The 26,325-nt window shown below is 63.6% G+C and carries 26 protein-coding genes; 13 read left to right on the top strand and 13 right to left on the bottom strand.

Annotated elements, in window-relative coordinates; all coding sequences use genetic code 11:
• Positions 1-225 precede the first annotated feature (225 nt).
• Entirely contained in the window at positions 226-465 is a 240-nt protein-coding gene (locus IVA91_RS30875) for a BrnA antitoxin family protein (protein ID WP_247279886.1), read from the bottom strand.
• A 3-nt stretch (positions 466-468) separates the two neighbouring features.
• The gene (gene cysK, locus IVA91_RS30880; protein WP_247460039.1) at positions 469-1,446 is read right to left on the bottom strand and encodes a cysteine synthase A; all 978 of its coding nucleotides are present in this window, start codon (positions 1,444-1,446) and stop codon (positions 469-471) included.
• A gap of 224 nt (positions 1,447-1,670) precedes the next feature.
• Between cysK and IVA91_RS30885 the strand changes: the two genes are divergently transcribed.
• Positions 1,671-1,889: a hypothetical protein gene (locus IVA91_RS30885; RefSeq protein ID WP_247279888.1), complete on the top strand. Its 219-nt coding sequence runs from the start codon at positions 1,671-1,673 to the stop codon at positions 1,887-1,889.
• Between the two features lie 13 nt (positions 1,890-1,902).
• Here IVA91_RS30885 and tgt read toward each other — a convergent pair whose 3' ends face one another.
• Positions 1,903-3,048: a tRNA guanosine(34) transglycosylase Tgt gene (tgt, locus tag IVA91_RS30890; protein WP_247279889.1), complete on the bottom strand. Its 1,146-nt coding sequence runs from the start codon at positions 3,046-3,048 to the stop codon at positions 1,903-1,905.
• A 240-nt stretch (positions 3,049-3,288) separates the two neighbouring features.
• On the opposite strand from tgt, the gene IVA91_RS30895 reads away from it, so the two are divergent.
• The 4 genes from IVA91_RS30895 to IVA91_RS30910 all read left to right on the top strand — a co-directional run bounded on the left by IVA91_RS30895 (position 3,289) and on the right by IVA91_RS30910 (position 7,448).
• Positions 3,289-4,446 carry a patatin-like phospholipase family protein gene (locus IVA91_RS30895; protein WP_247460041.1) on the top strand — a complete coding sequence of 386 codons (1,158 nt, stop codon included), beginning with the start codon at positions 3,289-3,291 and terminating at the stop codon, positions 4,444-4,446.
• Positions 4,447-4,581: 135 nt separating this feature from the next.
• A complete protein-coding gene (locus IVA91_RS30900) occupies positions 4,582-5,325 on the top strand; it encodes a TetR/AcrR family transcriptional regulator (RefSeq protein WP_247279905.1) in 744 nt (247 codons plus the stop codon).
• 251 nt (positions 5,326-5,576) lie between these two features.
• On the top strand, positions 5,577-6,179 hold the full coding sequence (locus tag IVA91_RS30905) for a PepSY domain-containing protein (RefSeq protein ID WP_247450247.1): 603 nt from the start codon (positions 5,577-5,579) through the stop codon (positions 6,177-6,179).
• A gap of 231 nt (positions 6,180-6,410) precedes the next feature.
• A complete protein-coding gene (locus IVA91_RS30910; RefSeq protein WP_247279891.1) occupies positions 6,411-7,448 on the top strand; it encodes an aspartate-semialdehyde dehydrogenase in 1,038 nt (345 codons plus the stop codon).
• A gap of 183 nt (positions 7,449-7,631) precedes the next feature.
• Here IVA91_RS30910 and queA read toward each other — a convergent pair whose 3' ends face one another.
• The 5 genes from queA to coaD all read right to left on the bottom strand — a co-directional run bounded on the left by queA (position 7,632) and on the right by coaD (position 10,824).
• A complete protein-coding gene (gene queA / locus IVA91_RS30915) occupies positions 7,632-8,705 on the bottom strand; it encodes a tRNA preQ1(34) S-adenosylmethionine ribosyltransferase-isomerase QueA (RefSeq protein ID WP_247279892.1) in 1,074 nt (357 codons plus the stop codon).
• A 141-nt stretch (positions 8,706-8,846) separates the two neighbouring features.
• Positions 8,847-9,311 carry a peptidylprolyl isomerase gene (locus IVA91_RS30920; protein ID WP_008563933.1) on the bottom strand — a complete coding sequence of 155 codons (465 nt, stop codon included), beginning with the start codon at positions 9,309-9,311 and terminating at the stop codon, positions 8,847-8,849.
• The gene (locus IVA91_RS30925) at positions 9,308-9,718 is read right to left on the bottom strand and encodes a hypothetical protein (protein WP_247279893.1); all 411 of its coding nucleotides are present in this window, start codon (positions 9,716-9,718) and stop codon (positions 9,308-9,310) included. The genes IVA91_RS30920 and IVA91_RS30925 overlap by 4 nt, the downstream gene beginning before the upstream one ends.
• 9 nt (positions 9,719-9,727) lie before the next feature.
• A complete protein-coding gene (locus IVA91_RS30930; RefSeq protein WP_247279894.1) occupies positions 9,728-10,291 on the bottom strand; it encodes a peptidylprolyl isomerase in 564 nt (187 codons plus the stop codon).
• 38 nt (positions 10,292-10,329) lie between these two features.
• Positions 10,330-10,824: a pantetheine-phosphate adenylyltransferase gene (gene coaD / locus IVA91_RS30935; protein WP_247460043.1), complete on the bottom strand. Its 495-nt coding sequence runs from the start codon at positions 10,822-10,824 to the stop codon at positions 10,330-10,332.
• Between coaD and IVA91_RS30940 the strand changes: the two genes are divergently transcribed.
• The 3 genes from IVA91_RS30940 (at position 10,823) to IVA91_RS30950 (ending at position 13,489) form a co-directional block, all read left to right on the top strand.
• Positions 10,823-11,026, top strand: a complete 204-nt coding sequence (locus IVA91_RS30940) for a hypothetical protein (RefSeq protein WP_247279896.1) — start codon at positions 10,823-10,825, stop codon at positions 11,024-11,026. The two genes, coaD and IVA91_RS30940, sit on opposite strands and share 2 nt — an antisense overlap.
• 45 nt (positions 11,027-11,071) lie before the next feature.
• Positions 11,072-11,329 carry a hypothetical protein gene (locus IVA91_RS30945; RefSeq protein ID WP_247354356.1) on the top strand — a complete coding sequence of 86 codons (258 nt, stop codon included), beginning with the start codon at positions 11,072-11,074 and terminating at the stop codon, positions 11,327-11,329.
• Positions 11,330-11,635: 306 nt separating this feature from the next.
• Positions 11,636-13,489, top strand: coding sequence for a KUP/HAK/KT family potassium transporter (locus IVA91_RS30950; protein WP_247279907.1), 1,854 nt, complete (start codon positions 11,636-11,638; stop codon positions 13,487-13,489).
• A 129-nt stretch (positions 13,490-13,618) separates the two neighbouring features.
• Here the strand turns inward: IVA91_RS30950 and gyrA are convergent, their stop codons facing one another.
• The 3 genes from gyrA to IVA91_RS30960 all read right to left on the bottom strand — a co-directional run bounded on the left by gyrA (position 13,619) and on the right by IVA91_RS30960 (position 17,193).
• A complete protein-coding gene (gyrA, locus tag IVA91_RS30955; RefSeq protein WP_247279898.1) occupies positions 13,619-16,348 on the bottom strand; it encodes a DNA gyrase subunit A in 2,730 nt (909 codons plus the stop codon).
• A 94-nt stretch (positions 16,349-16,442) separates the two neighbouring features.
• Positions 16,443-16,565, bottom strand: coding sequence for a hypothetical protein (locus IVA91_RS36895; RefSeq protein ID WP_256464602.1), 123 nt, complete (start codon positions 16,563-16,565; stop codon positions 16,443-16,445).
• 139 nt (positions 16,566-16,704) lie between these two features.
• Positions 16,705-17,193: a single-stranded DNA-binding protein gene (locus IVA91_RS30960; RefSeq protein WP_247279899.1), complete on the bottom strand. Its 489-nt coding sequence runs from the start codon at positions 17,191-17,193 to the stop codon at positions 16,705-16,707.
• Between the two features lie 449 nt (positions 17,194-17,642).
• Between IVA91_RS30960 and IVA91_RS30965 the strand changes: the two genes are divergently transcribed.
• The 5 genes from IVA91_RS30965 (at position 17,643) to IVA91_RS30985 (ending at position 24,157) form a co-directional block, all read left to right on the top strand.
• Positions 17,643-18,425 carry an outer membrane beta-barrel protein gene (locus IVA91_RS30965; protein WP_247279900.1) on the top strand — a complete coding sequence of 261 codons (783 nt, stop codon included), beginning with the start codon at positions 17,643-17,645 and terminating at the stop codon, positions 18,423-18,425.
• 232 nt (positions 18,426-18,657) lie between these two features.
• Positions 18,658-19,326 (top strand): outer membrane protein, encoded by a 669-nt coding sequence (locus IVA91_RS30970; protein ID WP_247279901.1) that lies wholly within the window; start codon positions 18,658-18,660, stop codon positions 19,324-19,326.
• 286 nt (positions 19,327-19,612) lie between these two features.
• Positions 19,613-22,588 (top strand): excinuclease ABC subunit UvrA, encoded by a 2,976-nt coding sequence (gene uvrA / locus IVA91_RS30975; RefSeq protein ID WP_247279902.1) that lies wholly within the window; start codon positions 19,613-19,615, stop codon positions 22,586-22,588.
• A 158-nt stretch (positions 22,589-22,746) separates the two neighbouring features.
• Positions 22,747-23,352: a hypothetical protein gene (locus tag IVA91_RS30980; protein WP_247279903.1), complete on the top strand. Its 606-nt coding sequence runs from the start codon at positions 22,747-22,749 to the stop codon at positions 23,350-23,352.
• 145 nt (positions 23,353-23,497) lie between these two features.
• Positions 23,498-24,157, top strand: a complete 660-nt coding sequence (locus tag IVA91_RS30985) for an HAD family hydrolase (RefSeq protein WP_247279908.1) — start codon at positions 23,498-23,500, stop codon at positions 24,155-24,157.
• A gap of 112 nt (positions 24,158-24,269) precedes the next feature.
• Here IVA91_RS30985 and IVA91_RS30990 read toward each other — a convergent pair whose 3' ends face one another.
• Positions 24,270-25,223, bottom strand: a complete 954-nt coding sequence (locus IVA91_RS30990) for a cytochrome D1 domain-containing protein (protein WP_247279909.1) — start codon at positions 25,221-25,223, stop codon at positions 24,270-24,272.
• 2 nt (positions 25,224-25,225) lie between these two features.
• Positions 25,226-25,789 (bottom strand): SRPBCC family protein, encoded by a 564-nt coding sequence (locus IVA91_RS30995; protein WP_247279904.1) that lies wholly within the window; start codon positions 25,787-25,789, stop codon positions 25,226-25,228.
• Positions 25,790-26,325 lie beyond the last annotated feature (536 nt).

The following is a 26,325-nucleotide window of genomic DNA, read 5'->3' on the forward strand; positions in this document are numbered from 1 at the left end:
CTTTTGGGCCGTCAAAGCCCGAAAGTTTGCAATCCCCAAGACCTTCTCGCCCCGAAAACTGATTCTTGATCAACCGCTTGGAGGTTCTTCACGGACGACTCCTCATCCCGAGGAGCGCGCCATAGGAGCGCCTCTCGAAGCATGAAAGGCCCGGAGGCCTTCATCCTTCGAGACGCTTGCCGCGCAAGCTTCTCAGGATGCGGTCCGCTGCCTGGGCTGCGGTGCCTACTTCCCCGCGGCCTTCCGCAGCGCCTCGTTGATGCGGTCCTGCCAGCCCGGCCCGCCCTCCTGGAAGAACTCCAGCACGTCCTGGTCGATACGCAGCGTGACCTGTTCCTTGATGCCGGGAACGGCGGTTTGCTTGGGCGGCGCCACGGCGGCCTTGGCTGTCACCTTCTTGAACGCCGCCTCAGCTTCCGTCCTGGCGTCGCCAAGCGTACGCGGCCGTCTTGGTTGATCCGCCATATCCTAGATTCCCTCAAACAGAGCCGTTGAAAGATACCGCTCGGAGAAGGACGGCACCACCGCCAGGATGGTTTTTCCCGCAGCTTCGGGGCGCTTGCCGATCTGGAGCGCCGCCGCGATCGCGGCGCCCGAGGAGATGCCGCCTGGAATGCCCTCATGCCGCGCCACCGCGCGGGAGGTCTCGATTGCCATGGTCGAGTTGATCTTGACGATTTCGTCGATCACGGAGCGATCGAGGATGTCGGGGACGAAGCCGGCACCGATGCCCTGGATCTTGTGCGCGGTGTGCTGGCCGCCTGAGAGCACCGGGCTCTCCTCCGGCTCGACCGCCACCACCCGCAAGGATGGTTTGCGCGGCTTCAGCACTTGGCCGACGCCCGTGATGGTGCCTCCGGTGCCGACCCCGGCGACGAAGATATCGATGCGGCCCGCCGTGTCATTCCAGATCTCTTCCGCCGTGGTGCGGCGGTGCACCTCGGGATTGGCGAGGTTCTTGAACTGCTGCGGCATCACCGAGTTCGGCGTCGTCTTCAACAGTTCTTCCGCGGCGGCAATGGCGCCCTTCATGCCCTGGGCTGCCGGAGTCAGCACCAGTTCGGCACCGAGAAAGGCCAGCATCTTGCGCCGCTCGATCGACATCGACTCCGGCATTACCAGCTTGAGCCGGTAGCCGCGCGAGGCCGCGACGAAGGCAAGCGCGATTCCGGTATTTCCGGACGTCGGCTCGATCAACACGGTGTCGGGCGTGATGATGCCCGCCTTCTCCATGGCGATGATCATAGCCGCACCGATGCGGTCCTTCACGCTCGCGGCCGGGCTGAAATATTCAAGTTTTGCCAAAATGGTCGCATTCACGCCGTGCATGCCGGGCAGTCGCTGCAACCGCACGATCGGCGTGTCGCCAAAAGCCTCGACGATCGAGTCATAGATCCGGCCGCGACCGGGCTGGTGCGCTGCACCCGTGTTGGACGATGCGTCCATGATGAACTCCCTGTGGCGACGATCTGCGCTTCTGTCGCGGCTCTTGCGCAGTTACGGACAGCTTGCGGCGACACGCAAGCGACAATGCAGCACATGTTAAATACGCTGCATCGCAAAATCACGTGAGCTGCCAATATCAGAAAACCAACGCATTTGTGTTGCGACCTCGTCAAGCGCATCTGCTTATGTTAGACTTAAGTCTCAAGCAGGGAGAGGTCACCACGATGTCAGCGATTGCTGAAGTGTTGTCGACCGTCGCGCTCAACCGCGATCCGCGTTGCAGCGAGTTGCCCACCTGTCCGGTCTGCGCCGACTCCATGGTCGCCGCCGAAGCATCCGCCTACGTCTCGGACCGCGTGATCAGCTATCTCTGGACCTGCGATAATTGCGGCTACGGCTTCGTCACCAAGCACGCCATCAAGCAGCGGTTCGTATGCAACTGATCGTGGAGTTGCTCTAGCGCGGGGCGATGTCGCCCCTCGCCCAGTCCTCACGCGTAAGCTGATAGAACTCCTCGAACTTGCCCTGTGCGATCGCAACCCTGATGCCCTGCATCAGGGTTTGATAGTAAGCGATATTGATCTCGGACAGCAGCATCGCCCCGAGCGTCTCGCCTGCCTTGACGAGATGATGCAGATAGGCGCGAGCGCAGCTGCGCGTCGAGGGCCATGAGCTCTCCTCATCGAGCGGACGCGGATCTTCGGCGTGGCGCGCGTTGCGCAAATTGACCTGGCCGAAGCGCGTGAAGGCGACGCCGTGACGGCCATTGCGCGTCGGCATCACGCAATCGAACATGTCGACACCGCGCTTGACCGCCTCGAGGATGTCGTCGGGCGTGCCGACGCCCATGAGGTAACGCGGGCGCTCTTGCGGCAGCAGCGGGGCGGTCTCGTCAATCATCCCCAGCATCACCGCCTGCGGCTCGCCGACGGCAAGGCCGCCGATCGCATAGCCGTGGAAGCCGAGCTCGACCAGGCCTTGCGCGCTTGCATGGCGAAGCTGCGGCACGTCGCCGCCCTGCACGATGCCGAACAGCATGTAACCAGCGGGCGCGCTCTCGAAGGCCCGCTTGCTGCGCTCGGCCCAACGGAGCGACAGGCGCATCGCCCGCTCGATGTCATCACGCTCGGCCGGTAGCCGCACACATTCGTCCATCTGCATGGCGATGTCGGAGCCGAGCAAGCGCTGCACCTCGATCGAGCGCTCCGGCGACAGCTCGACCTTGGCACCGTCGATATGCGAGCGGAAGGTGACGGCGTGCTCGCTGACCTTGCGCAGATCCGCCAGCGACATCACCTGGAAGCCGCCGGAATCCGTCAGCATCGGCCCGTTCCAGCCGGTGAAGGTCTGCAAGCCGCCAAGCGCCGCGATCCGCTCGGCGCCGGGCCGCAGCATCAGATGATAGGTGTTGCCGAGCACGATGTCGGCGCCGGCGTCGCGCACCTCGCGCCAGTGCATGCCCTTCATGGCACCGGCGGTGCCGACCGGCATGAAGGCCGGCGTCCGCACCACGCCGTGGGGCGTCGTCAGGCGCCCGCTGCGCGCGGCGCCATCGGTAGCGAGCAACTCAAAGTGATTGGGAAGATCATTGTCGGGATTCATGGCGGTGCTTATTGCGTGTCGGAGGACGTCGATCAACCCGCCCGAACCATGCCATGGCCGGCCAATGGCTCAACTGGGAGGACTTGAGCGATATCGAGGTCCGCCGCTCTTGTTAAACAAAACGATACAGTATAGTTTTACTTTGGAGGCTGGACGAGAATGCCGCGGCAGATTTGCCGGCGGCCGTATGAGTATGATCGCCCGCCACCGACGATGCCCTACCCTTCAAGTTCGACTGACATGTCCGCCCCATCGCAGGGCTGGACAAGGCCGATAGGCGCCCGCCTGGGCGGAGTCCTGGTCTTGACGTGCAGCCTGGCGCTCGGTGCCTGCACGTCCCTGCCCCGGACGCCCTACACGGCCGCTGAAGCCAGCACATCGCGCGTGCTCGACATCGATGGGCTCCGGCGCTACGCCGACGAGCCCGTTACGAAATTCAGCTTCGAGAAAGACAACAGCACCGCGACCAAGACCTACCTGGCGCTATCCGGCGGCGGTGCCGACGGCGCCTATGGCGTCGGCGTGCTGAACGGCTGGACCGCGTCCAGAACCCGTCCCACCTTCTCGGTCGTCTCGGGCGTCAGCACCGGCGGCCTCATCGCGCCGTTTGCATTCCTCGGCTCGCAATATGACGACACGCTGAAGGAGGTCTACACCAGCGGCATCGCCGAGAGCCTCCTGAAGGATCCCAGCATCATGCGGGTGCTATTCGGATCCGGCCTGTTCGGCAACACGCGGCTGCGCGAGCTCGTCGCCCGCTATGTCGGACCCGAGATCATGGCGCAAGTCGCGCGCGAGAATGCCAAGGGCCGGAAGCTATTGGTGGTGACGACCGATCTCGACACCCAGCGGACCGCGATCTGGGACATGGGCAAGATCGCCGCGGTCGGGACAGCCGAGGCGCTAAAGCTGTTTCGCGACGTGATGGCGGCCTCCGCCAGCATTCCGCTGGTTTTTCCGCCGATCATTATCGACGCCGAAGGCCAGGGCCGGCGTTTCCAGGAGATGCATGTCGACGGCGGGGTGACGGCGCCGGTGCTGACGTTGCCGGAAGCCCTGCTGTTCCAAGGCAGCCGCCTGCCGGGCAACACGAAGATGGACATCTACATCCTCGTCAACAAGAAGATCGAACGCAACTTCGAGCTCGTCTCCAACAGCACCATCGACGTCGCCTCGCGCAGCCTGTCGTCGATCACCCAGTCGCAGACGCGCTCGATCATCTTCTCCACCTATGATTTCGCCAAGCGCAACCGCCTCGGCTTCCATCTCTCCTACATCGCGCGCGACTATCCGGCGGCGCCCTTGGAAGGGTTCGATACCGCCTACATGCGGGCGCTGTATCAGTACGGATATGACAAGGCGGCTTCCGGCCAAGCCTGGATTTCGACGCTTCCGTGATCCCTCATGACGGAACGAGGCCACAGGGAAACCGTTGATGACACGGCCAAATCGGCCAGATTCGCGATGACGCCCCCGCTGCTGCGCGATATAGAGCGAATGACTGATATCACGATCGCGCAGGAATCATTGGGCATGGGATTGACTGCGACCAAGACCAGACCGGCTGCGCCACGGCGCGAGGTGCCGAAATCGCGCGGCGGCCGGCCGACGAAGACCGCCGCGATCGAGCGCGATCAGCGGCTGATCGAGGTCGCCACCCGCCTATTCCTCGATCGCGGCTTCGACGCGACCTCGCTCGACGCAGTCGCGGAAGCGGCCCGGGTCAGCAAGCCCACAGTCTATTCCCGTTACGGCGACAAACGAGGGCTGTTTGCGGCCGTGCTGAGGCGCGAGATCGCACGATGGCTTGCACCGTTGTCGGCAGCCGCGGAGACGCAACTCTCTAGCGCCGCGAACATCTCGGTCGAGCAGCGGCTGGTCGAGATCGGGCGCGAGATGCTCACATTCACCTGCGGTCCCGACGCCGTCGCCTTCAGCCGCATGATGACGTCACAAGCCATCAACTTCCCTGACGTCGCCAAGCTCGGCAAGGAAGAAGGCTGGCTCAAGGCCGTCGCCACCACGGCGCGCTTATTCGATCACCTGGTGGCGCAAGGCGCACTTGATGTCGAAGACACCACCATTGCAGCCGAGGTGTTTCTCGACGTGGTCGTCGGGCACACCCACCGCATGGCGACGTTCGGAACGGCGCTGGAGCTAAAACCTGCGGAGAAGCGCATGCGTGCGGCGATCAAGCTGTTCCTGGCCGGCGCGCTGGGACCCGCCGACCGCGTCCAGAGCGCCGCAAAGAGCACGCCGCGGCGCCCGTCCCGCTGACAATTCCGTGAGCTCGCGATCAAATTCCCAAGAACCCGTGCCTCGGCCATTGACCAAATGAAACGATACGGTATGGTTTTGTTATAAGGCGAGACGGACCGCTTTTTTCACCAGCCCCAAGGAGGTCCGTACCGCTTCGATCGTCGCGCCGGGTACAGCCCGATGCGGCGCTCCGCGGCCGACCGGTGCCCAAGGTCGGCCGCGAATTCTTTACGATCATCCGGCACACTCGCTGGCCGAGGGTTTCGAGCATGACGACAGCCAAACGATGGACCTCGCAACTGCTTGCGATCGCCCTGCCCGCACTGCTCCTCGCGGCACCGGCACAGGCGATCATGACCGCAGGCACGCCGACCGCGCTTCACAGCGACACAGATGGTGATGCCGAAGCGGACCGCCAGGCGGTCAGCCGCGAGATCGAGCGCTTCCGCAGCTCGTCGATCTCGATCAGCCAGGCCATGGCGATTGCAGAAGGCCGACACGCCGGCGCCACCACGGCAGATGTGAGTTTCGATGGAGCTTCCGGCGCCCCGGTCTACCGGGTGAAAACCCTGCACAATGACCGGATCTGGCGCCACACCATCAACGCGTTGACCGGAGAGCTCGTCGGCGGGGAAGCCGCCCTCCCCCTCGCCGAGCTCGACCATGAGGACCGCGACAACCTCGCAGCGCTCGGCGCGATCAGGCACCGCCTCGCCGACGCCGTGCGCGTCGCCGAACGCGCAGCCTCGGGCAAGGCAATCAGCGGCGGGCTGGTGCGCGAACGCGGCCGTCTCAATTTTGCGATTGTCGTGATCAGCGGCGACGACCTCAAGGAGGTCATCCTGGAGCCGCCGGGCGCGCGGGCCAAATAGCGGCGGCCCGGCCCCGGCATCGACCGGGGCGGAAAGCCATTGACGGCTGCAAGACTCTCCCGCATAAGTCGCCGCCATGTTCGCGACCACCAAACGCACGACCAAAACCACCACGGCCTCAGGGGCCGGGGGAGGCGTGCGCGCGTAGGTCGTCGACTTAAACGCATCAGCTCTACCGAAGCCCCGCCCTCGATGGTCCGGGGCTTTTTTGTTGTCTAAATTCTCAATGCAATGGAGGACAAAGTGAGTAACGATCCCGTCGTCGCGATTGTCGGCGTCACCGGTGCGGTGGGCGCCGAATTTATCGCCACCATGGACAAGCGCGGCTTTCGCGTCGGCAAGCTCAAGGCGCTGGCGAGCGCCCGCTCGGCGGGCAAGACAGTGTCGTTCCGCGGGCAACAGGTCGTCATCGAGGAATTGACCGAGCGCGCTTTTGACGGCGTCGACATCGCCCTGTTCTCCGCCGGCGGCAGCATCTCCAAGAAGTTCGCGCCGATCGCGGTCAAGGCCGGCGCGGTCGTGGTCGACAATTCCTCCGCCTTCCGCATGGACCCGAACGTGCCGCTGGTGATCCCCGAGATCAACGCAAACCGCATTCGTGATCACAAGGGCATCATTGCCAACCCGAACTGCGCGGCCATCACGGCGCTGGTGCCGCTCTGGCCGATCCACCAGAAGAACCGCATCAAGCGGGTGATCATCTCGACCTATCAGGCGGCTTCCGGCGCCGGCGCCGCGGCGATGGAGGAGCTCGTCGAATCCACCCGCGCCAATCTCAACGGGCAGGTCTATACGCCAAAGGTGATGCCGCACCCCTACGCCTTCAACCTCTTCAACCACAACACCGCGGTCGATCCTGAGACCGGCTACAATGATGAAGAGACCAAGGTCATCAAGGAGACCCGCAAGATCTTCGAGGATGAGACCATTGCCGTCGGCGTCACCTGCGTGCGCGTGCCGGTGCTGCGCGCCCATTGCGAAGCCATCACCTTCGAATGCGAGAAGCCGATCACCGAGGACCAGGTCCGCGCCATCATGGCGCAGGCGCCCGGCGTCAAGGTGATCGACGACCGCGCCAAGAACTACTTCCCTATGCCGATCGACGCCTCGGGCCAGGACGACGTCCTGGTCGGCCGCATCCGCAAGGACCTCAGCGACCCCACAGGACATTCGATCTCGATGTTCGTCGCGGCCGATCAGCTGCTCAAGGGCGCGGCATTGAATGCTGTACAGATAGCGGAGCTCTTGCCGCAGCGGGCGATGGCGTAGCGGTCTCGTAGGGGCGGGCAAAGCGAAGCGTGCCCACCAATCGACCTCAACTATGCAGATCGATGGTGGGCACGGCGCTCTGCGCCTTTGCCCACCCTAGGGCAGTGTTGTAGCCCGCAAGAGCGCAGCGAAATGCGGGAAGCCGCAAGGCAGGAATCCCGGATTTCGCTTCGCTCATCCGTCTTAGGGCTCTGCCCGGAACAGCAAACACGCATCGCCATACGAATAGAACCGGTAGCCGCTCCCGATGGCGTGCGCATAGGCTCGCTTCATCGTCTCCAGACCCGCAAACGCTGACACCAGCATGAACAGCGTCGACTTCGGCAGGTGGAAATTGGTCAACAAAATATCGACCGCGCGAAAGCGATAGCCGGGGGTGATGAAGATCGAGGTCTCCGCCGCGAACGGCAGAATGGTGCCATCCTCGCTTGCCGCGCTCTCGAGCAGGCGCAACGACGTGGTGCCGACGGCGATGATGCGGCCGCCGTTCTTGCGCGCGGTGTTGAGCCGCTCCGCCGTCTCGGCCGAGATCGTCCCCCACTCGGCATGCATCTTGTGGCTCTCGGTATCGTCCACCTTGACCGGCAGGAACGTCCCTGCCCCGACATGCAGCGTCACGCGGTTGATGCCGACGCCGTGCTCGCGCAGCACCTGCTCCAGCGCGGGCGTAAAATGCAGCCCGGCGGTCGGCGCGGCGACGGCGCCTTCGTTCGCCGCGAACATCGTCTGGTAGTCGGCAAGATCCTGGTCATCAGGCGTACGCTTGGAGGCGATATAGGGCGGCAGCGGCGGGCTGCCGAGATCGGCAATGGCCTGGTCGAGCGTGGGCCCGTGGAACGAGAACGACAGCGTCACCTCGCCTTCGCTGCCCTTGGCCTCGACCTCGGCGTCGAGATGGCCGAGCAGGCAGACCTTGCCTTCATTGCCGAAGCGGATGCGGTCGCCGGCTGTGAGCTTCTTCGCCGGCTTGACCAGCGCCTGCCAGCGCGAGCCGTCGAGACGCTTGATCAGTGTCGCCTCGATCTTCGGCTCGGTCTCGCGGCCGATGCGGCGGCCCTTGAGCTGCGCCGCGATCACCTTGGTGTCGTTGACGACGAGCTGATCGCCCGGCTTCAGCGATTGCGGCAGGTCGGAAATGGTCTGGTCGCGCAACGCGCCATTCTCGACGACCAGCATCTTCGCGGAGTCGCGCGGGCTCGCCGGACGCAACGCGATACGCTCGGGCGGCAGGTCGAAATCGAAGAGATCGGTGCGCATGTCGAGTTCAGCGCCGCACAGTCAGACCCTCATGGTGAGGAGGCGCGTAGCGCCGTCTCGAACCATGAAGGCCAAACTGCAGCAGCGGCCTTCATCCTTCGAGACGCGCGTTCCGCGCTCCTCAGGATGAGGATTGAGCACTTATTCCTTGTCCGCGGCCATCCGCGCCTTGACGATCTTGTCGGGGTTCTGCACCGGCTCGCCGCGCTTGATCTTGTCGACGTTCTCCATGCCCTCGGTGACTTTGCCCCACACCGTGTACTGGTTATCGAGGAAGCGGGCGTCGTCGAAGCAGATGAAGAATTGGCTGTCGCCGGAGTCGGGATTGGCGGCGCGGGCCATCGAGGCGGTGCCGCGCACATGCGGCTCCTTGTTGAACTCGGCCTTCAGCTTCTTGCCGGAGCCGCCGGTGCCGGTGCCCTGCGGGCAGCCGGTCTGCGCCATGAAGCCGTCGATCACGCGATGGAACACGATGCCGTCGTAAAAGCCCTCGCGGACCAGCTCCTTGATGCGCGCGACGTGGCCGGGCGCCAGATCAGGCCGCATCTCGATGGTGACGGGGCCCTGCGTGGTCTCGAGGATCAGGGTGTTTTCGGTGACGCTCATGCTCGTCTCTCTTGCGTTGGGGGTGAAGTCTTCCGGCTGCGGAACTGGATTGCGAATGGACGCCCTGCGGCGGCGCCGGCCATTGCATCGGTAAATGGCATCGGCGTGCAGCGTTGCAACGCTTCCATCACCGCGATCCGGTATTGCAGCCGGTCATCGTCGGAGGCTTCCGCGGATTCATAGGTAATCCTCGGATGGCCCAGAATGTTTCCGGCCCGGTTAAAGCTCACGACGACGGTGATGTCGAGTGGGCGCGCCTTGGCCGGCGGTGGCGGCTTCCAGCAGGTGCGCAGATGCCGGAAAACGTCCTGGATGGTGTTGACCTGCGCATCCGCGGCGGCCGCACTGGGAATGCCGAGCTGCAGCATCGCGGCAACCAGCAGGAGCTTGCCACCGCGGCGCGCCATCGGCCTCTCCTATTTGATGTCGGATGCGACCTGCACCTTCACCATCTTGTCGGGATCGCTGACGGTGCCGCTCGGCGAGCCGGGCGGTGCCTTCTTCAGCTTGTCGACGACCTCCATGCCCTGCACGACCTCGCCGATCACCGTGTACTGGTTATCAAGACTGCCACCGTCGGCGAACATGATGAAGAATTGCGAGTTGGCGCTGTCGACGCTGTCGCCGCGCCGCGCCATCCCGACGATGCCGCGCGCAAAATGCACCTTCGAGAATTCCTGCTTCAGGTTCGGATATTTCGACCCGCCGGTCCCGTTGCCATTCTGGCCGTCGCCGGTCTGCGCCATGAAGCCGTCCATCACCCGATGAAACGGCACGTTGTTGTAGAAGCCTTCACGTGCGAGCTGCTTGATGCGCTCGGCATGCTGGGGCGCGATGTCGGTCCTGAGCTTGATGACGATGCGGCCCTTGGTGCTGTCGATGACGATGGCGTTGGCCTTGTCGAGGTTCGCCGGCAATTGCTGCGCCACCGCCGGCGCCGCGAACACGAGCGCGGCAAGAACTGCGAGAATTCGGATCATGACAACTCCGGATCAGATGAGGAAGAAGCGCGCGGTTATCAGGCGAATTTTGCCTTGAGCAGGCTTGCTACGAGCGGCGGGACGAAGGCCGAAACGTCTCCGCCCATACCGGCGATCTGGCGCACCAAAGTGGCGGTGATCGGGCGAACCATGGGAGAGGCCGGCAGGAACACCGTATGCACCTCCGGCGCCATGGCCTCGTTCATGCCGGCAAGCTGCATCTCGTAATCGAGGTCGCTGCCGTCGCGCAGGCCCCGGATCATGATGGTCGCGCCGTGCTTGCGCGCCGAGGTGACCGACAGATCGTCAAAGGCTACGGCTTCGAGCACGCAACCGGCCTGGGCCGCCACCGGCCCGCAGACGTCGTGCAGCATCTTCAGCCGCTCCTCGGTCGAGAACAGCGGCTTCTTGCCGGGGTGGACTCCAATTGCGACAACCAGCCTGTCGCACAGCGACACGCTGTGCCTGACCACGTCCAGATGGCCGTTGGTGATGGGGTCGAAGGAACCGGGATAGAAGGCGATGCGCGGCATGGCCTCCTCCTACCGCGCCCGGCCCGGGGCGGCAAGTCGGGCGGGTTCCCTGCCGTTTTTTCCGCAAAACCATGTCGAAATCCCTCGAATTGTTTCGTCCTGGGGGCGGCCACGAAACAAAGGGCGCATCAACGAAACCATTTCCCGCTCCGGCGAAGACGTCTGGAAACTGGCCATGGTTACCAATCTAGCCAACGAATGACGGGCCGCACACAAGGCGCAGCGGCCGCATCACAGGGGACTGTCAATGATCAAGGCTCTTTCGGCGATCGCCATCTCAGCATGTGCTGCCGCCGCCCTCACCCTGCTGCCCGGCTTCGCCCCGACCGTCGAAGCCAGCGTGCCGCAGCCGCTGGCCAAGAGCGACCGGCTCGACATCCGCAGCATCGGCAAGGACTGCTCGCAGCAGGCCTGGCCGAACTTCGAAGCCTCGTGCCTGCGCCGCGCCGGCACCAAGGCCAATGTCCGTGAGGCACGCCTCGTGACCGCCGATCGGACCCCTTAGTCGGACCTGTCAGTTTCACGTCAGCCAAAGCGCGATGAGATCAGGATGAATCGTCATCGCGCGTTAGGTTGTTGTTTGAGCATGATCTTTTCGAAAAACCGCTGGGCACTTTTCGGGATCATGCGCTAGCCCGCTATAGACCGACCCAATACAAACCCCATGGATATTTGCGACGTCTCGTCGCAGACTGCGTGATGCTCGCGCCCGCCGGAATGATCCGTCGGGCGCGATTCCCATCGGGGGTCGCCATTGTCCAGTACGCCCGCAGTCGCTTCCGGCCATCATCCCGATCCGCTGCCGCTTGCTATGACCATGGGCGCCCTTGGGGTGGTCTATGGCGATATCGGCACCAGTCCCCTCTACGCCCTGAAGGAAGCCGCCAAGGCGGCTGCCCATGGCGGCACGTTAAGCCACGATGCTGTCCTGGGGGTTGCCTCACTGATCCTCTGGGCACTGCTGCTCATCATCTCGCTCAAATATGCGTTGTTGATCCTGCGCGCGGACAATCGCGGCGAAGGCGGGATCGTCGCGCTGCTAGCGCTGCTGCACGCCCGCAATGCCCAGCCTGGCACCTGGCGGGCGCATCTGCTGGTCGTCGGCCTCGTCGGCGCCGCCCTGCTCTATGGCGACGGCGCGATCACCTCCGCGATCTCCGTGCTCAGCGCCATCGAAGGCCTCAAGGTCGACGCCCCCTCGCTTGCGCCCGTCGTCGTGCCCGTCACCATCGCGATCCTGATCGGCCTGTTCATGATGCAGAAGCAGGGCACCGGCTTCATCGGCCGCATCTTCGGCCCGGTGATGCTGGCCTGGTTCGTCGTGCTTGCCGCGCTTGGCATCCACGGCATTGTCAACGCGCCGGCGGTGCTGGCGGCGCTGAGCCCGCTCTATGCCTTCGACTTCCTGATCCACCAGGATTTCCATATCTCCTTCGGAATCCTCGGCGCCGCTTTCCTCGCGGTGACCGGGGGCGAAGCCATGTACGCCGACATGGGGCATTTCGGCCGCTTCCCGATCCGGCTCGCCTGGTTCGCAATCTGCCTGCCCGCGCTGGTGCTGAACTATTTCGGTCAGGCCGCGCTCCTGATCACCGATCCCGCCATGATCGAGAATCCGTTTTTCCAGCTCTGCCCCGACGCCCTGCACTATCCGCTGGTGGCCTTCTCCGCGGTTGCGACCGTGATCGCCTCGCAGGCGATCATCTCCGGCGTGTTCTCGCTGACCCAGCAGTCGATCCAGCTCGGCTTCCTGCCGCGCATGCTGATCCGCCACACCACGAGCGCTGCGATCGGCCAGATCTACGTGCCGCTGGTGAACTGGCTGCTGGCCGCCGCAACGTTGGGAGCGGTCCTGAGCTTCGGGACGTCGGACGCGCTCGCCGGCGCCTACGGCATCGCGGTGTCGCTGCTGATGGCAATCACCACGCTGCTCGCGGCCCTGGTGGCGATCCAATGGGGATATTCGCCCTGGCTCGTGGTGGCCGTGAACGGCACCTTCTTCGTGATCGACGTGATCTTCTTCTCCGCCAATTCGATCAAGCTGTTCGAGGGCGGCTGGTTTCCCCTGCTGCTCGCCGGCCTCGTCGCCTTCCTGATGCTGACCTGGCGCGCCGGCGTGAAGCTGGTCGAGGCGGCGCGGGCGAAGCTGCGCCAGCCGGAGGAAGACCTGATCGAGACCGCGGTCAACAAATGCCGCGCCAGGCTGCCGGGGACTGCCGTGTTCCTGGCCTCCGCGCCGCGCGGCGTGCCGCTGGCGCTGACCCAGTTCGTCAAGCACAACCGCGTGCTGCACGAACGCGTGCTGCTCGTCACCGTGCTGATCGAGGAGTCCCCGCACATTCCCGACCAAGAACGGGCCGAGGTGATCGAGATCATTCCCGGCATCACCCGCGTGATCCTGCATTACGGCTTCATGCAGAACCCGACGATCTATGAAGGATTGGGGTTCGTCGGGCGCCTCGGCAAGCTGCCCGGCATCGATCTCTCCGACGTCACCTACTATGTCGGCCGCGAGACCATCATCCCGCGCGAGGACGTGCCGGGCATGTGGGTCTGGCGCGAAAGCGTGTTCGCTTTCCTCCAGCGCAATGCCGAACGCTCGGCCGCGTTCTTCGGCGTGCCGACCAAGCAGGTGGTGGAGTTCGGGACCGAGCTGGAGATTTAGCGCGCAAATGCGCAGTCCGGATGGAGTGCAAGCGTAATCCGCGATTCCGAACGTTCGGCAACATGCGGTCCCGGATTGTGCCTTTGGCCGGCGCTTGGCACCGACTTCCTGCTCCATCTGCGCTACACGTTACTCCCCATTCGCGCCGTTGCTCTCCGCCTCTTCCGTGATGTGCTCGACCGAGACGACGTGCTCGTCCTCGGCGGTGTCGAACACGATCACGCCCTGGGTCGAGCGGCCGGCGATACGGATGCCTTCGACCGGGCAGCGGATCAGTTGGCCCTTGTCGGTGACCAGCATGATCTGATCGGCATCCTCCACGGGGAAGGACGCAACCAAGTTGCCGTTGCGGTTGTTGACGCTCATGGCGACGATGCCTTTGCCGCCGCGTCCCGTGGTGCGGTACTCGTAGGACGAGGTGCGCTTGCCATAGCCATTGACGGAGACGGTGAGCACGACCTGCTCCTGCGCCGACATCTCGGCGTAACGCTCCTGGGCAAGCTGGAAGCTGCCGGAGGTCTCCTCGGCCTCTCCGTCCGCGGCGGTCTCCTCAGTCGCGGCTTCGCCGGCGACCGCACGGCGCATCTTCAGGTACGCCGAGCGCTCGTCCGATGTGGTCTCGACATGGCGCAGGATCGCCAGCGAAATCACCTTGTCGCCCTCACCAAGCGCAATACCGCGCACGCCCATCGAGGTGCGCCCGGTGAACACGCGCACATCGGTGACGGGAAAACGGATGCACTGGCCGCCAGCGGCGGTCAGCAGCACGTCGTCGCGCTCAGTGCAGATCTGCACGTCGACGATCGCCTCGTTGTCGTCGAGCTTCATGGCGATGATGCCGGAGCGGCGGACATCGACGAAGTCGGACAGCTTGTTGCGCCGCACGTTGCCGCCTGTGGTGGCGAACATCACGTCGAGATTGCCCCAGGTCGATTCATCCTCGGGCAGCGGCATAATGGTGGTGATGCGCTCGCCCTGCTCCAATGGCAGGATGTTGATCAGCGCCTTGCCGCGCGCGTTCGGCGCAGCCATCGGCAGGCGCCAGACCTTTTCCTTGTAGACCTGGCCGCGTGAGGAGAAGAACAGCACCGGCGTGTGCGTAGAGGCGACGAACAGGCGGCTGACGAAATCCTCGTCGCGGGTCTGCATGCCGGCACGGCCCTTGCCGCCGCGGCGCTGCGCCCGGTAGGCCGACAGCGGCACGCGCTTGACGTAGCCGGCGTGGGAGACGGTGACGACCATGTCCTCGCGCTGGATCAGGTCCTCGTCCTCGACCTCGCCTTCCTGCTCCATGATCACGGTGCGGCGCGGCGTGGCGAACTCGGCCTTCACCTCGGCGAGCTCGGTCCTGATGATGTCGAGGATACGGGCGCGCGAGCGCAGGATCTCGAGATAGTCGCCGATCTCGCCGGCGAGTTTTGACAGCTCGTCGCCGATCTCGTCGCGGCCAAGCGCAGTGAGCCGCGCCAGACGCAATTCCAGAATGGCCTTGGCCTGATCCAGCGACAGGCGGATGGTGCCGTCCTCGTTGATGCGGTGGCGCGGATCGTCGATCAGCGTAATGATGTCCTCGACGTCGCGCGCCGGCCAGTCCCGCGTCATCAGGGTGTCGCGCGCAGCCGCTGGCGTCGGCGAGGTGCGGATCACCTTGATGATCTCGTCGATGTTGGCGACCGCGATGGCGAGGCCGACCTGCTCATGCGCGCGCTCGCGCGCCTTGCGCAGCTTGTACTTGGTCCGGCGCGTGACGACCTGCTCCCGGAAGCCGACGAAGATCGTCAGCATGTCCTTCAGGTTCATCGTCTGCGGACGGCCGGAATCGAGCGCGACGGCGTTGACGCCGAAGCTGGTCTGGAGCGGCGTGAACTTGTAGAGCTGATTCAGCACCACGTCGGGCATGGCATCACGCTTGAGCTCGACGACGACGCGGTAGCCATCGCGGTCGGACTCGTCGCGCAGGTCGGAGATGCCCTCGATCTTCTTTTCCTTGTAGAGCTCGGCGATGCGCTCGACCATCGTCGCCTTATTCACCTGATACGGGATCTCGGTGATGACGATCGCCTCGCGCTCCTTCCGGATCGTCTCGAAGGCGACCTTGCCACGCATCACGATGGAGCCACGGCCGAGATGGTAGGCGCTGCGGATGCCCTGGCGGCCGAGAATGATGCCGCCGGTCGGAAAGTCCGGGCCCGGGATGATGTTGTTGAGCTCGTCGATGGTCAGCGAAGGATTGTCGATCAACGCTAGGCAGGCGTCGATGACCTCGCCGAGATTGTGCGGCGGAATGTTGGTGGCCATGCCGACGGCGATGCCGCCGGCGCCGTTGACCAGCAGGTTAGGGAACCGTGCCGGCAGAACCACCGGTTCTTTGCTCGAGCCGTCGTAATTGTCCTGAAAGTCGACGGTCTCGTTGTCGATGTCGTCGAGCAGCTTCAGCGCGATCTTGGTTAGGCGCGACTCGGTGTAGCGCATCGCCGCTGGCGGATCGCCGTCGACCGAGCCGAAATTGCCCTGCCCGTCCACCAGCAATTCGCGCATCGAAAAAGGCTGCGCCATGCGCACCAGCGCGTCGTAGATCGCCTGGTCACCATGCGGATGGTATTGGCCCATGACGTCGCCGACGATACCGGCCGACTTCTTGTGCTTCTTGTCCGGCGTATAGCCTTCCTCGTTCATCGAGAACAGGATGCGGCGATGCACCGGCTTCAGGCCGTCGCGCGCGTCGGGCAGCGCGCGCGACACGATCACGCTCATGGCGTAATCGAGGTAGGACTTCTTCATCTCGTCGAGGATGGAGACGGGGCGAATGTCCGAGGGTTGCGCCGGCTGGTTGCCGGGCTTGTTATCGTCGTCAGCCAAGGGGAAATCCGGTGAGGTTTTATCTGGGAATCATATAGCGCATCGGGGCCGCGATAACTACCCTCGCGAAGGTCAGGGCAAGCGATTTTTCCGCCTATTTTTCCAACAACTTAAGCCCTTCAGAGCCCTGCTCCCGAGAGGCGCGAAATCGGCCTTCCGAAATGGCCTCCATCGCCTGAAGATCGCGCTGCGAGTGCCCTTTCAGAATATTTGCCATGGCGCAATCCAAGCTCACGTCAAACATGAAGCGGGCCCGGAAAATCCGAGCCCACCCCGCCGATGAACAGGAATTGCTGACACGACACACCAGGCGGAGCCCGATCGGGCAATGCGCCTCGGCCGCGTGATCCGTGTTCTCAGAACGGGATATCGTCGTCCATGTCGCTGTTGCGGGCACCGCCAGCGGCAACGGGACGGCGAGGCGCGCTGCTTACGGGACCGGACGAGCCGAAGTCGCCGCTGGGTTCGTCGCTGAAGCTGCCACTGCCTCCGCCGCGACCGTCGAGCATCGTCAGGGTCGAGTTGAAGCCCTGGAGCACGACTTCGGTCGAGTACTTCTCGACGCCGCTCTGGTCGGTCCATTTGCGGGTCTGGAGCGCGCCCTCGATGTAAACCTTGGCGCCCTTCTTCAGGTACTGCTCGGCGACCTTGCACAGCCCTTCATTGAAGATCACGACGCGATGCCATTCGGTCTTTTCCTTGCGCTCGCCGGTGTTCTTGTCGCGCCAGGTCTCAGAGGTGGCGATGCTCAAATTGGCAATCGGTCGCCCGTCCTGGGTGCGGCGGATTTCGGGATCCTTGCCGAGATTTCCAACCAGAATGACCTTGTTGACGCTTCCCGCCATCGCCGCTCTCCACTCCAATGCCACTGAATTTCAAAGGCCGAGTCCGCTCTGTGCGTTCCTCCGCCGCCCGTTGAGGCGACCCTATACGCTTGCGGGCGCCGCTCAGCCCATCACCCCTCGGGTTATCCCCACATATAGCACCGCCATTGGCTTCGTTCCAGATTTGTTCTTTGTGACAATCCGAGGCGGACATCGGGCCCTTCGGGCCGCGATGGTGGTGATGAAGGCAGCCGCTCGATGGAACTTTTTTGGGTTCCCGCGAAAGGCGGAAACCGCTTAACATTCATCAAGTTGCGCTTGGCTCAATCGGTCCGCGAGTGTGGCATTTCGGAGACGGACTTTGCCGGTTTCGTAGGCTAGGGTTGCCTCGGAATTAGTTCATATGGGCGTCGCGCCTTAATTAGCCGCTTCGGGGAGTTCGAGAAGCGGTCGAAACTGGGGAGACTGCAATGAATAAGATTCTGTTTAGTGCAATCGGTGCAATGGCGCTGGGCCTCTCGGCTCCCGCAAGCGCGGCAGATCTCGCTGCGCGCCCATACACCAAGGCTCCGGCTCCTGCCGTTGCCGCGATCTACGACTGGAGCGGCTTCTACATCGGTATCAACGGCGGCGGTGGTTCGAGCCACAAGTGCTGGGATTTCGTGACGCCTGTTACCGGCACTCTGGTTGGCGAAGGCTGCCACAACGCGACGGGCGGCACGGTCGGTGGCCAGATTGGCTATCGCTGGCAGTCGACCAATTGGGTGTTCGGCTTCGAGGGCCAGGGCAACTGGGCTGACTTTTCCGGCGACAACGTGAGCACCCTGTTCCCTGGCACCGCTTTGGTCACCGGTGATCGTAACCGCTCTCGCATCGACAGTTTTGGCCTGATCACTGGCCAGGTCGGCTATGCCTGGAACAATGTGCTGTTCTATGTGAAGGGCGGCGCCGCTGTGGTCGGGGACAAGTACGACGTCTATGCCGCCGCAGGCACTCCGGGCGCTGGCACGCTGCTGGCATCGGCACGTGAAACCCGCTGGGGTGGTACGGTGGGGGCCGGTCTGGAATTCGGATTCGCACCAAACTGGTCGGTCGGCGTCGAATACGACCACATTTTCCTCGGCCACCGCACGATCGGCTTTACCACGCCGGCGGGCGTTGTGTTCGGGAGCGACCGAATTGGCCAAGATGTCGACATCGGTCTCGTCCGGCTGAATTACCGCTTTGGCGGCCCGCTGGTCGCGAGGTACTGATCGCTCTGATTTCGTTCAAGGATTAAAGGCCGGCCTCGTGCCGGCCTTTTTCGTTTTATCCAAAGCGGACGGTCGGATAAGTCAGTGATCGAGACGTTTTGTAACTGTTGTGGCTTTTCGGAGACACAACTTGCGGCTTTAGTGGTGTAAGCACGGCATTAGTTGGGCCGTTGAGTCCGCTGCCTTCGGCATGGAAGGCGACAACAGAAACTGGGACTGGGATTAGTTGAAAATGAAAAAGGTTTTGTTGGCTTCGGCCTGTTTGTTCGCTCTCGCTGCTCCGGCTTCAGCCGCTGACCTCGCAGCGCGCCCCTATACCAAGGCCCCGATCGCTCCGGCCGCTGTCTACAACTGGACCGGCTTCTACCTCGGCGTCGTCGGCGGCGGCGCTTGGGAAAACGCGTCCGACCCGCGGATGCAGGGTGGCTTCGTCGGTGGCACCGCCGGCTACAACTGGCAGACCGGCAACGTCGTGTTCGGCATCGAGGCGGATGGCGCCTGGGCTGACGTGAGCGCTTCGGCGACCGCTCTTGGCATCACTGTCGCCTCCAAGACCGATGCGCTCGGCACCGTGCGCGGCCGAATCGGCTGGGCCGTCAACAACGTCCTGTTCTACGGCACCGGCGGCTACGCCTGGATCGACAACAAGATCACCGTCAGCGCCCTCGGCGTGAGCGTCTCCGACAGCAAGTGGCATTCCGGCTGGACCGTCGGTGCGGGCGTCGAAGCTTTCTTCGCTCCGCAGTGGTCGGTCAAGGGCGAGTACCTCTATCGCAGCCTCGGCAGCGAGAACTACTTCTCTAACCTTGGCGCTCCGCTGGCCTCCGGCACGATCAACTTCCACACCGTGCAGGTCGGCGTGAACTATCACTTCGGGGGCCCGGTGGTCGCCAAGTACTGAGCTGAGTACTGATCACTATCGACGTCACATCGTCACGAAAGGCCGGCCTCGCGCCGGCCTTTTTGTTTTACGGGTCGTTCCGCGCAGTTCCGCTCGCGCCTGCTGCTGCCAGATGCCGCCAGCCCGCCAACAATCCGTTGACGATTCGCACGTGCCACTGGAAATCCGCTCGCGTTCTTCCTACGTTCGCTGACATACCCATCGGCGCCGATCCCGGTTCCGGGCGAAGCGCGCCTTTTACATTGGCGCGATCGCGCGTCTTTGGGATTCCTTGAGGACCAGCGGGATGGACGAAGTGATCAAGGCCAAGCGCCAACAACAGAACGCGGGCTCAAGCCTGCGCGCGATTACGATCCGTGGCGCGCGCGAGCACAACCTCAAGAACATCGACGTCGAGATTCCCCGCGACAAGCTGGTGGTGTTCACGGGGCTGTCGGGCTCCGGCAAATCCTCACTCGCCTTCGACACCATCTACGCCGAAGGCCAGCGCCGCTACGTCGAATCGCTGTCGGCCTATGCGCGCCAATTCCTCGAGATGATGCAGAAGCCCGACGTCGATCAGATCGACGGGCTATCGCCGGCGATCTCGATCGAGCAGAAGACGACCTCGAAGAATCCGCGCTCCACGGTCGGCACCGTCACTGAGATCTACGACTACATGCGCCTGCTCTGGGCGCGGGTCGGCGTGCCCTATTCGCCGGCCACCGGCCTGCCGATCGAGAGCCAGACCGTCTCGCAGATGGTCGACCGCGTGCTGGCGTTGCCGGAAGGCACGCGCCTCTATCTGCTCGCTCCGGTCGTGCGCGGCCGCAAGGGCGAGTACCGCAAAGAGCTCGCCGAATGGCTCAAGAAGGGTTTTCAGCGCGTCAAGATCGACGGCACCTTCTACGAGCTGGCGGAGGCGCCGACGCTCGACAAGAAATTCCCGCACGACATCGACGTCGTGGTCGACCGGATCGTGGTGCGCGCCGACATCGGCCAGCGCCTCGCCGAGAGCTTTGAGACCGCGCTGAAGCTCGCCGAAGGCCTTGCCGTCGTCGAATTCGCCGACGCGCCGGCGGCCGCACCCGCGGAAGAGAAAAAAAAGACCGCGAAGATCCACGACAAGAGCGGGCCCGAGCGCATCCTGTTCTCGGAAAAATTCGCCTGCCCGGTCTCCGGCTTCACCATCCCCGAGGTCGAGCCGAGACTCTTTTCCTTCAACAATCCCTACGGCGCCTGCCCCGCCTGCGGCGGGCTCGGCGTCGAGCAGCATGTCGACGAGGATCTCGTCATCCCCGAGAAGGATCTGACGCTGCGCAAGGGTGCGATCGCGCCCTGGGCCAAGTCATCATCGCCCTATTACGTGCAGACGCTGAACGCGCTCGGCAAGCACTACAAGTTCACGCTCGACACCAAGTGGAAGGACCTGCCCAAGAAGACGCAAAACGCGCTTCTCTACGGCTCCGGCGAGGATGAGATCAAGTTCTCCTATGAAGACGGCGTGCGCTCCTACGACACCAAAAAACCGTTCGAGGGCGTCATCACCAACATCAACCGCCGCTATCGCGAGACCGAGAGCGAGTGGGCGCGCGAGGAGCTGGCGAAATATTTCCATGACGTCCCCTGCGAGGCGTGCCACGGGTTTCGGCTCAAGCCCGAGGCGCTCTGCGTCAAGATCGGCGGCAAGCATATCGGCGAGATCTCGGAGCTGTCGGTCAGGAAGGCCGGCGAATGGTTCGAGACCGTGCCTGATGCGCTCAACGCGCAGCAGAACGAGATCGCCGGGCGCATCCTGAAGGAAATTCGCGAGCGCCTCACCTTCCTGCTCGACGTCGGCCTCAACTATCTCACTTTGTCCCGCTCCTCCGGCACGCTGTCCGGCGGCGAGAGCCAGCGCATCCGCCTGGCTTCGCAGATCGGCTCGGGCCTGACCGGCGTGCTCTACGTGCTCGACGAGCCCTCGATCGGGCTGCACCAGCGCGACAACGCCCGTCTGCTCGATACGCTCAAGCGCCTGCGCGACCTCGGCAACACCGTGGTCGTGGTCGAGCATGACGAGGACGCGATCCGGCTGGCCGATTACGTGCTCGACATCGGCCCCGGCGCCGGCATGCACGGCGGCCACATCGTCGCCGAGGGCACGCCCGCGGAGATCATGCGCAATCCGAAATCGCTGACTGGCAAGTACCTGACCGGCGAGCTCGAAGTCGAGGTGCCGGAGCGGCGCCCACCGAACCATCGCCGCACCATCAAGGTGGTCAATGCGCGCGGCAATAACCTCAAGAACGTCACTGCCGAGATTCCGCTCGGCCTGTTCACGTGTGTGACCGGCGTCTCCGGCGGCGGCAAGTCGACGCTGCTGATCGACACGCTCTATCGTGCCATCGCCCGCAAGCTGAACAATGCAAGCGAAGGCGCAGCGCCGCACGACCGCATCGAGGGCCTCGAGCACATCGATAAGATCATCGACATCGACCAGTCGCCGATCGGCCGCACCCCGCGTTCGAATCCCGCGACCTATACCGGCGCCTTCACGCCGATCCGCGAATGGTTCGCCGGCCTGCCCGAGGCCAAAGCGCGCGGCTACGAGCCCGGCCGCTTCTCCTTCAACGTCAAGGGCGGCCGCTGCGAGGCCTGCCAGGGCGACGGCGTCATCAAGATCGAGATGCACTTTTTGCCCGACGTCTACGTCACCTGCGACGTCTGCAAGGGCAAGCGTTACAATCGCGAGACGCTGGAGGTGCTGTTCAAGGGCAAGAGCATCGCCGACGTGCTCGACATGACCGTGGAGGAGGCCGCCGAGTTCTTCAAGGCGGTGCCGCGCGTACGCGAGACCTTCAACACGCTGCACCGCGTCGGACTCGACTACATCCACGTCGGCCAGCAGGCCACCACGCTGTCCGGCGGCGAAGCCCAGCGCGTCAAGCTGGCAAAAGAGCTGTCGAAGCGCGCCACCGGGCGCACGCTGTACATCCTGGACGAGCCCACCACCGGCCTGCACTTCCACGACGTCAAGAAGCTGCTGGAGGTGCTGCACGAGCTGGTCGCGCAGGGTAACACCGTCGTCGTCATCGAGCACAATCTCGAGGTCATCAAGACCGCCGACTGGGTCATCGATCTCGGCCCCGAAGGCGGGGACGGCGGCGGCGAGATCGTGGCCTGGGGCCCGCCGGAAGACATCGCCAAGGCACCGCGGAGCTATACCGGCAAGTTCCTGGAGCCGGTGCTGAAGAAGGCAAGCAAGCCGAAGCGCGGGAGGACGAGCGAGGCGGCGGAGTGACGCCGCCTCGCAGCCGTGATCAAATTTCCCGGAAATGACTCGGACCAGTCGGACGCGCGTTCGTTAGGACGCATCTCAAGTGGCGCCTCGGGCAACAATCTGTGGTTCAGTTGAAGGTTGTTGCTATATTTTTCTGACTTCGCCTGCAGGAGGTTAGATTGAGCGACGCAACCGCCTCATCCAGCTTTAGCTTTGAATTCATAATTTCTAGAGAAGAAGATAGATTCTTCAGAAGACTTGCGAAAGCCAACCTGAAGGCCCTCATCGATTGGCGTAGCCAAATGACCTTGGCGTTGACCATTTATGCCTTCATGATCGTGGCAAGCTATATCGCCTTACGTCAGGAATGGCTGACGCCGCCCGCCGTGTTTGCCGCGATACTGTGCTTAGTAGTGGGACAGCTCTACATGTATTTTGTCTCGAGCTGGATTTCTCGCCAAATATTCGAGAAACTCTTTGAGTTGGATCGTCTCAGTCAGAAGACATGGCACGTTATTTTTGACGACTTCTCGATCGTCGCCAGAGGTCCGAACACCGAGAGCCGGATGTCTTGGGATGAGATTGCGACGATTCAAGACAGCCCAGTCATGGTCGCATTCTGGTACCATGCGAGACAGGGGTTTTTCATCCCGGCACGAGTCATTGGTGACTCCTCCGCGCGCGCGGTCTTCGTAGAATGGGCCGGGGAGCGCTTGCGCCGCCCTGCCATTGCGGCGGACGCCACCAAGCCCACCAAATTGTTCCCAACACCCGCCCGAAGCTAGCGTCCTACAGCGAGACCTTGCCAATCCAAAGATCCAAAGCCCTCGCTTTGTGACGGCCGCGCTGTGTGAAATGAACGTAAATCTCTTCCGCAAGGTTATGTTCGGACTAAAGGGCTCTGCGAACCAAAGCACCTCAGCGAGATCAATGCCCTACTCCCTCGTCATCTTCGATCTCGACGGCACGCTCGCCGACAGCTTTCCCTGGTTCCTGCGCACCATCAACGACGTCGCCGATCGCTTCGGCTTTCGCCGCGTGAAGGATGAGGACATCGAGGAGCTGCGGCATGCGTCGAGCCGCGAGATCCTCAGCCACCTCGAGGTACCCTTGTGGAAGCTGCCGGCGATCGCGCGGCATGCGCGGCGGCTGAAGGCGGAGGCAGCTAGCGAGATTTCGCTGTTTGCGGGTGTCGAGGCGATGCTGCAGGCGCTTGCCGGAAGCGGCGTGCAACTCGCGCTGGTGACCTCTGACAGCGAAGCCAATGCGCGCGAGAAGCTCGGCGAGGCCGCGGCGCTGTTCGCGCATTTCGATTGCTCTGCATCACTGTTCGGCAAGGCTGCAAAATTCCGCCGGGTGATCCGGCGCGCGAGTGTCGAGCCTAGTAAGGTCATTTCAATCGGCGATGAGGTCCGCGACATCGAGGCGGCACGCAACGTCGGCATTGCCTGCGGTGCGGTGTGCTGGGGCTATGCGGCCCCGGCGGCGCTGCGGGCCCTGAAGCCGGACCACGTGTTTGAGCAGATGGACGAGATTGTGGGTGTGTTGTGCGGGACCCGCGGGACTCGTAGGGTGGTTAGCGAAGCGTAACCCACTGCTGTGGTCTTCCGATCCTCCGTTGCTCGCGGCTTGGTTACGCCTTCCACTATGACTCGTTGAGACATCCCGCGCGTGGTCCGGGTAACCTACCCTACGCAATCCCCTACTCCGTCCTGCGCAAAAACGCCCCGAACGCGCGCGGGCCGTCGCCGGTCTTGATCTCGCCGATCACCTTCAGATCAGTGGCATCGATGATGTTGAGCGAGTTGCTCTCCCAGCAGGCGGCGATGATGCGCTTGCCGTCGGCGGTCGCGGCAATGCCTTCGGGATAATCGCCGACATTGATGCGCTTCATTGGCTTCAGAGTCGCCAGATCGAACACGCTGACGGTGCCGCCATACTGGTCGGTGACGAAGCCGCGCCCTTGCGTCAGCGCCACCGCGTAGGGCCGCATCCCGACCGGCACGCGGCCGATCTCGCGGCCTTCGGTGATGTCGATCACGGAGACGTCGTCGGATCCGACATTGGCGGTGTAGGCGCGCTTGCCCGCGGCGTCGATGGTGACGCCGAACGGACGCGTGCCGACCTTGATCATTGCTTTGCGCTGCCGCGTCGTCGTATCCACCACAGAGACGCTGTCGTCGTCGCGGTCTGCCGAGAGCAGCAGCTTGCCGTCCGGCGTCACCGCAAGGCCCGATGGTGAGGCGCCGACCGCGATGCTGGCCATGACGCTGCGCGAGGCCGTATCGATCACCCGCACCGCGGCGGCAAACCAGTCGGCGACATAGACGGTCTTGCCATCGGGCGCGACCGCAATGCCGAGCGGCCCGCCGCCGACCTCGATCCGCCCCGCAACCTGCCGCGCGGCGGCGTCCACCACCGTCACCGCCTTGGCATCGGGGCTCGTCACATAGGCAAAACGTCCGTCCGCGCTGACGGCGACGCCCGCCGGCTTGCCGCCGATCGGAATGGTTGCAACGCTGCGGGCAGTGGCGAGGTCCACGACCATCAGATCGTCGCTGAGCTGGTTGGTGACGAACGCCTCGTCGGCGGACGCACGCGGGAGACCGGCACCGCAAAGGCTGGCGGCCAAGGCCGCCAGGACCAGCGCTCGCACCATCAGCTACCGCTCTCGATCTTCTTCTTGAGCGACTCGAGCCCGGCCCTGTACAGCCCGCTCACCGCCTTCACCGCGGCTTCGTCGCTCAGCTCCGGTGGCGGATCGTTGTTGGGATAGCCACGATAGAACGCGCCGGCCCATTCCAGCTTCGCCTTGCCATCCGGCGCAGGCGACACCGTCAAGGTCGAGGAATAATTGGTCACCGGCAGCACCTTCACGTCGACCTTGGTAATCCGGTACGAATAGCTCAGCATGTCGGGCTCGTATTTGTAGAGCTCCTCCTCGACCGTCGGGCCGCCGGTTAAGGTCAGCGTCCGCGTCGCGCCGATCTCATTGCCCTTCTGGCCCTCGGTTTTGGTGACGGGCGGGAGCCAGCTCATGTCCTGAAAATTGCCGATCGCCGCCCAGACCTTGGCTGGCGGCGCGCTGATCTCGATGGATTCCCGCACCTTCTGCCGTGTCGGCCCATGGGCCCAGACCGGCTCAAGAGCCGCCGTCAGAGCCATCCCCGCCACCACCAGCGCCGCCACCCCGGCGATCGCCGTTCCCATCGTCATCCTCATGTCGTTTCCTCATTCATCAATCTGCGCGACTTGGAGCGCGCTGAGGTCATCGTAGCGCATTTTTAGACCGCGGGGAGACGTGTTCGTGGCGCGGTTGTGGCGGGCGTGGTGTCGAATCTCCACACCATCTCTTGCGTTGCCTGACGGGCAAACACACGAGGCCAAGGTCAATGCGTTCATTCAAAATAATTCGCTTTACTAGAATTCGGAATTATCGCATGTTTCGGCCACCCCAACCCGGGCCGAGGGGCGGATCGCGATCGTCACGAACGCGGGATGGGACGTGGTGGACGCGGGCAGCGCCGCGCGCGATGGTTTGCAGGGCGGGTCACTCCGTGAGCGAACGCCGCGCGCATACGACGGGTGCAGCCTGCGTACGGCAAAATCGTGTGGTCCTGGCGCCCGGGGTCTGTGCGCCAAGTGTTGCGGTGATGCCTGCGGCCCAACCGGACCGCGGCATCAGCCATCGGCAAGGCGACGGGGGCAATAGTGCATCGCTCCCCGGGGAGCAACTGTGTTGAAGTAGACCGGTGATC

This window comes from Bradyrhizobium sp. 153 (assembly GCF_023073835.1).
Taxonomy (GTDB): Bacteria; Pseudomonadota; Alphaproteobacteria; order Rhizobiales; family Xanthobacteraceae; genus Bradyrhizobium.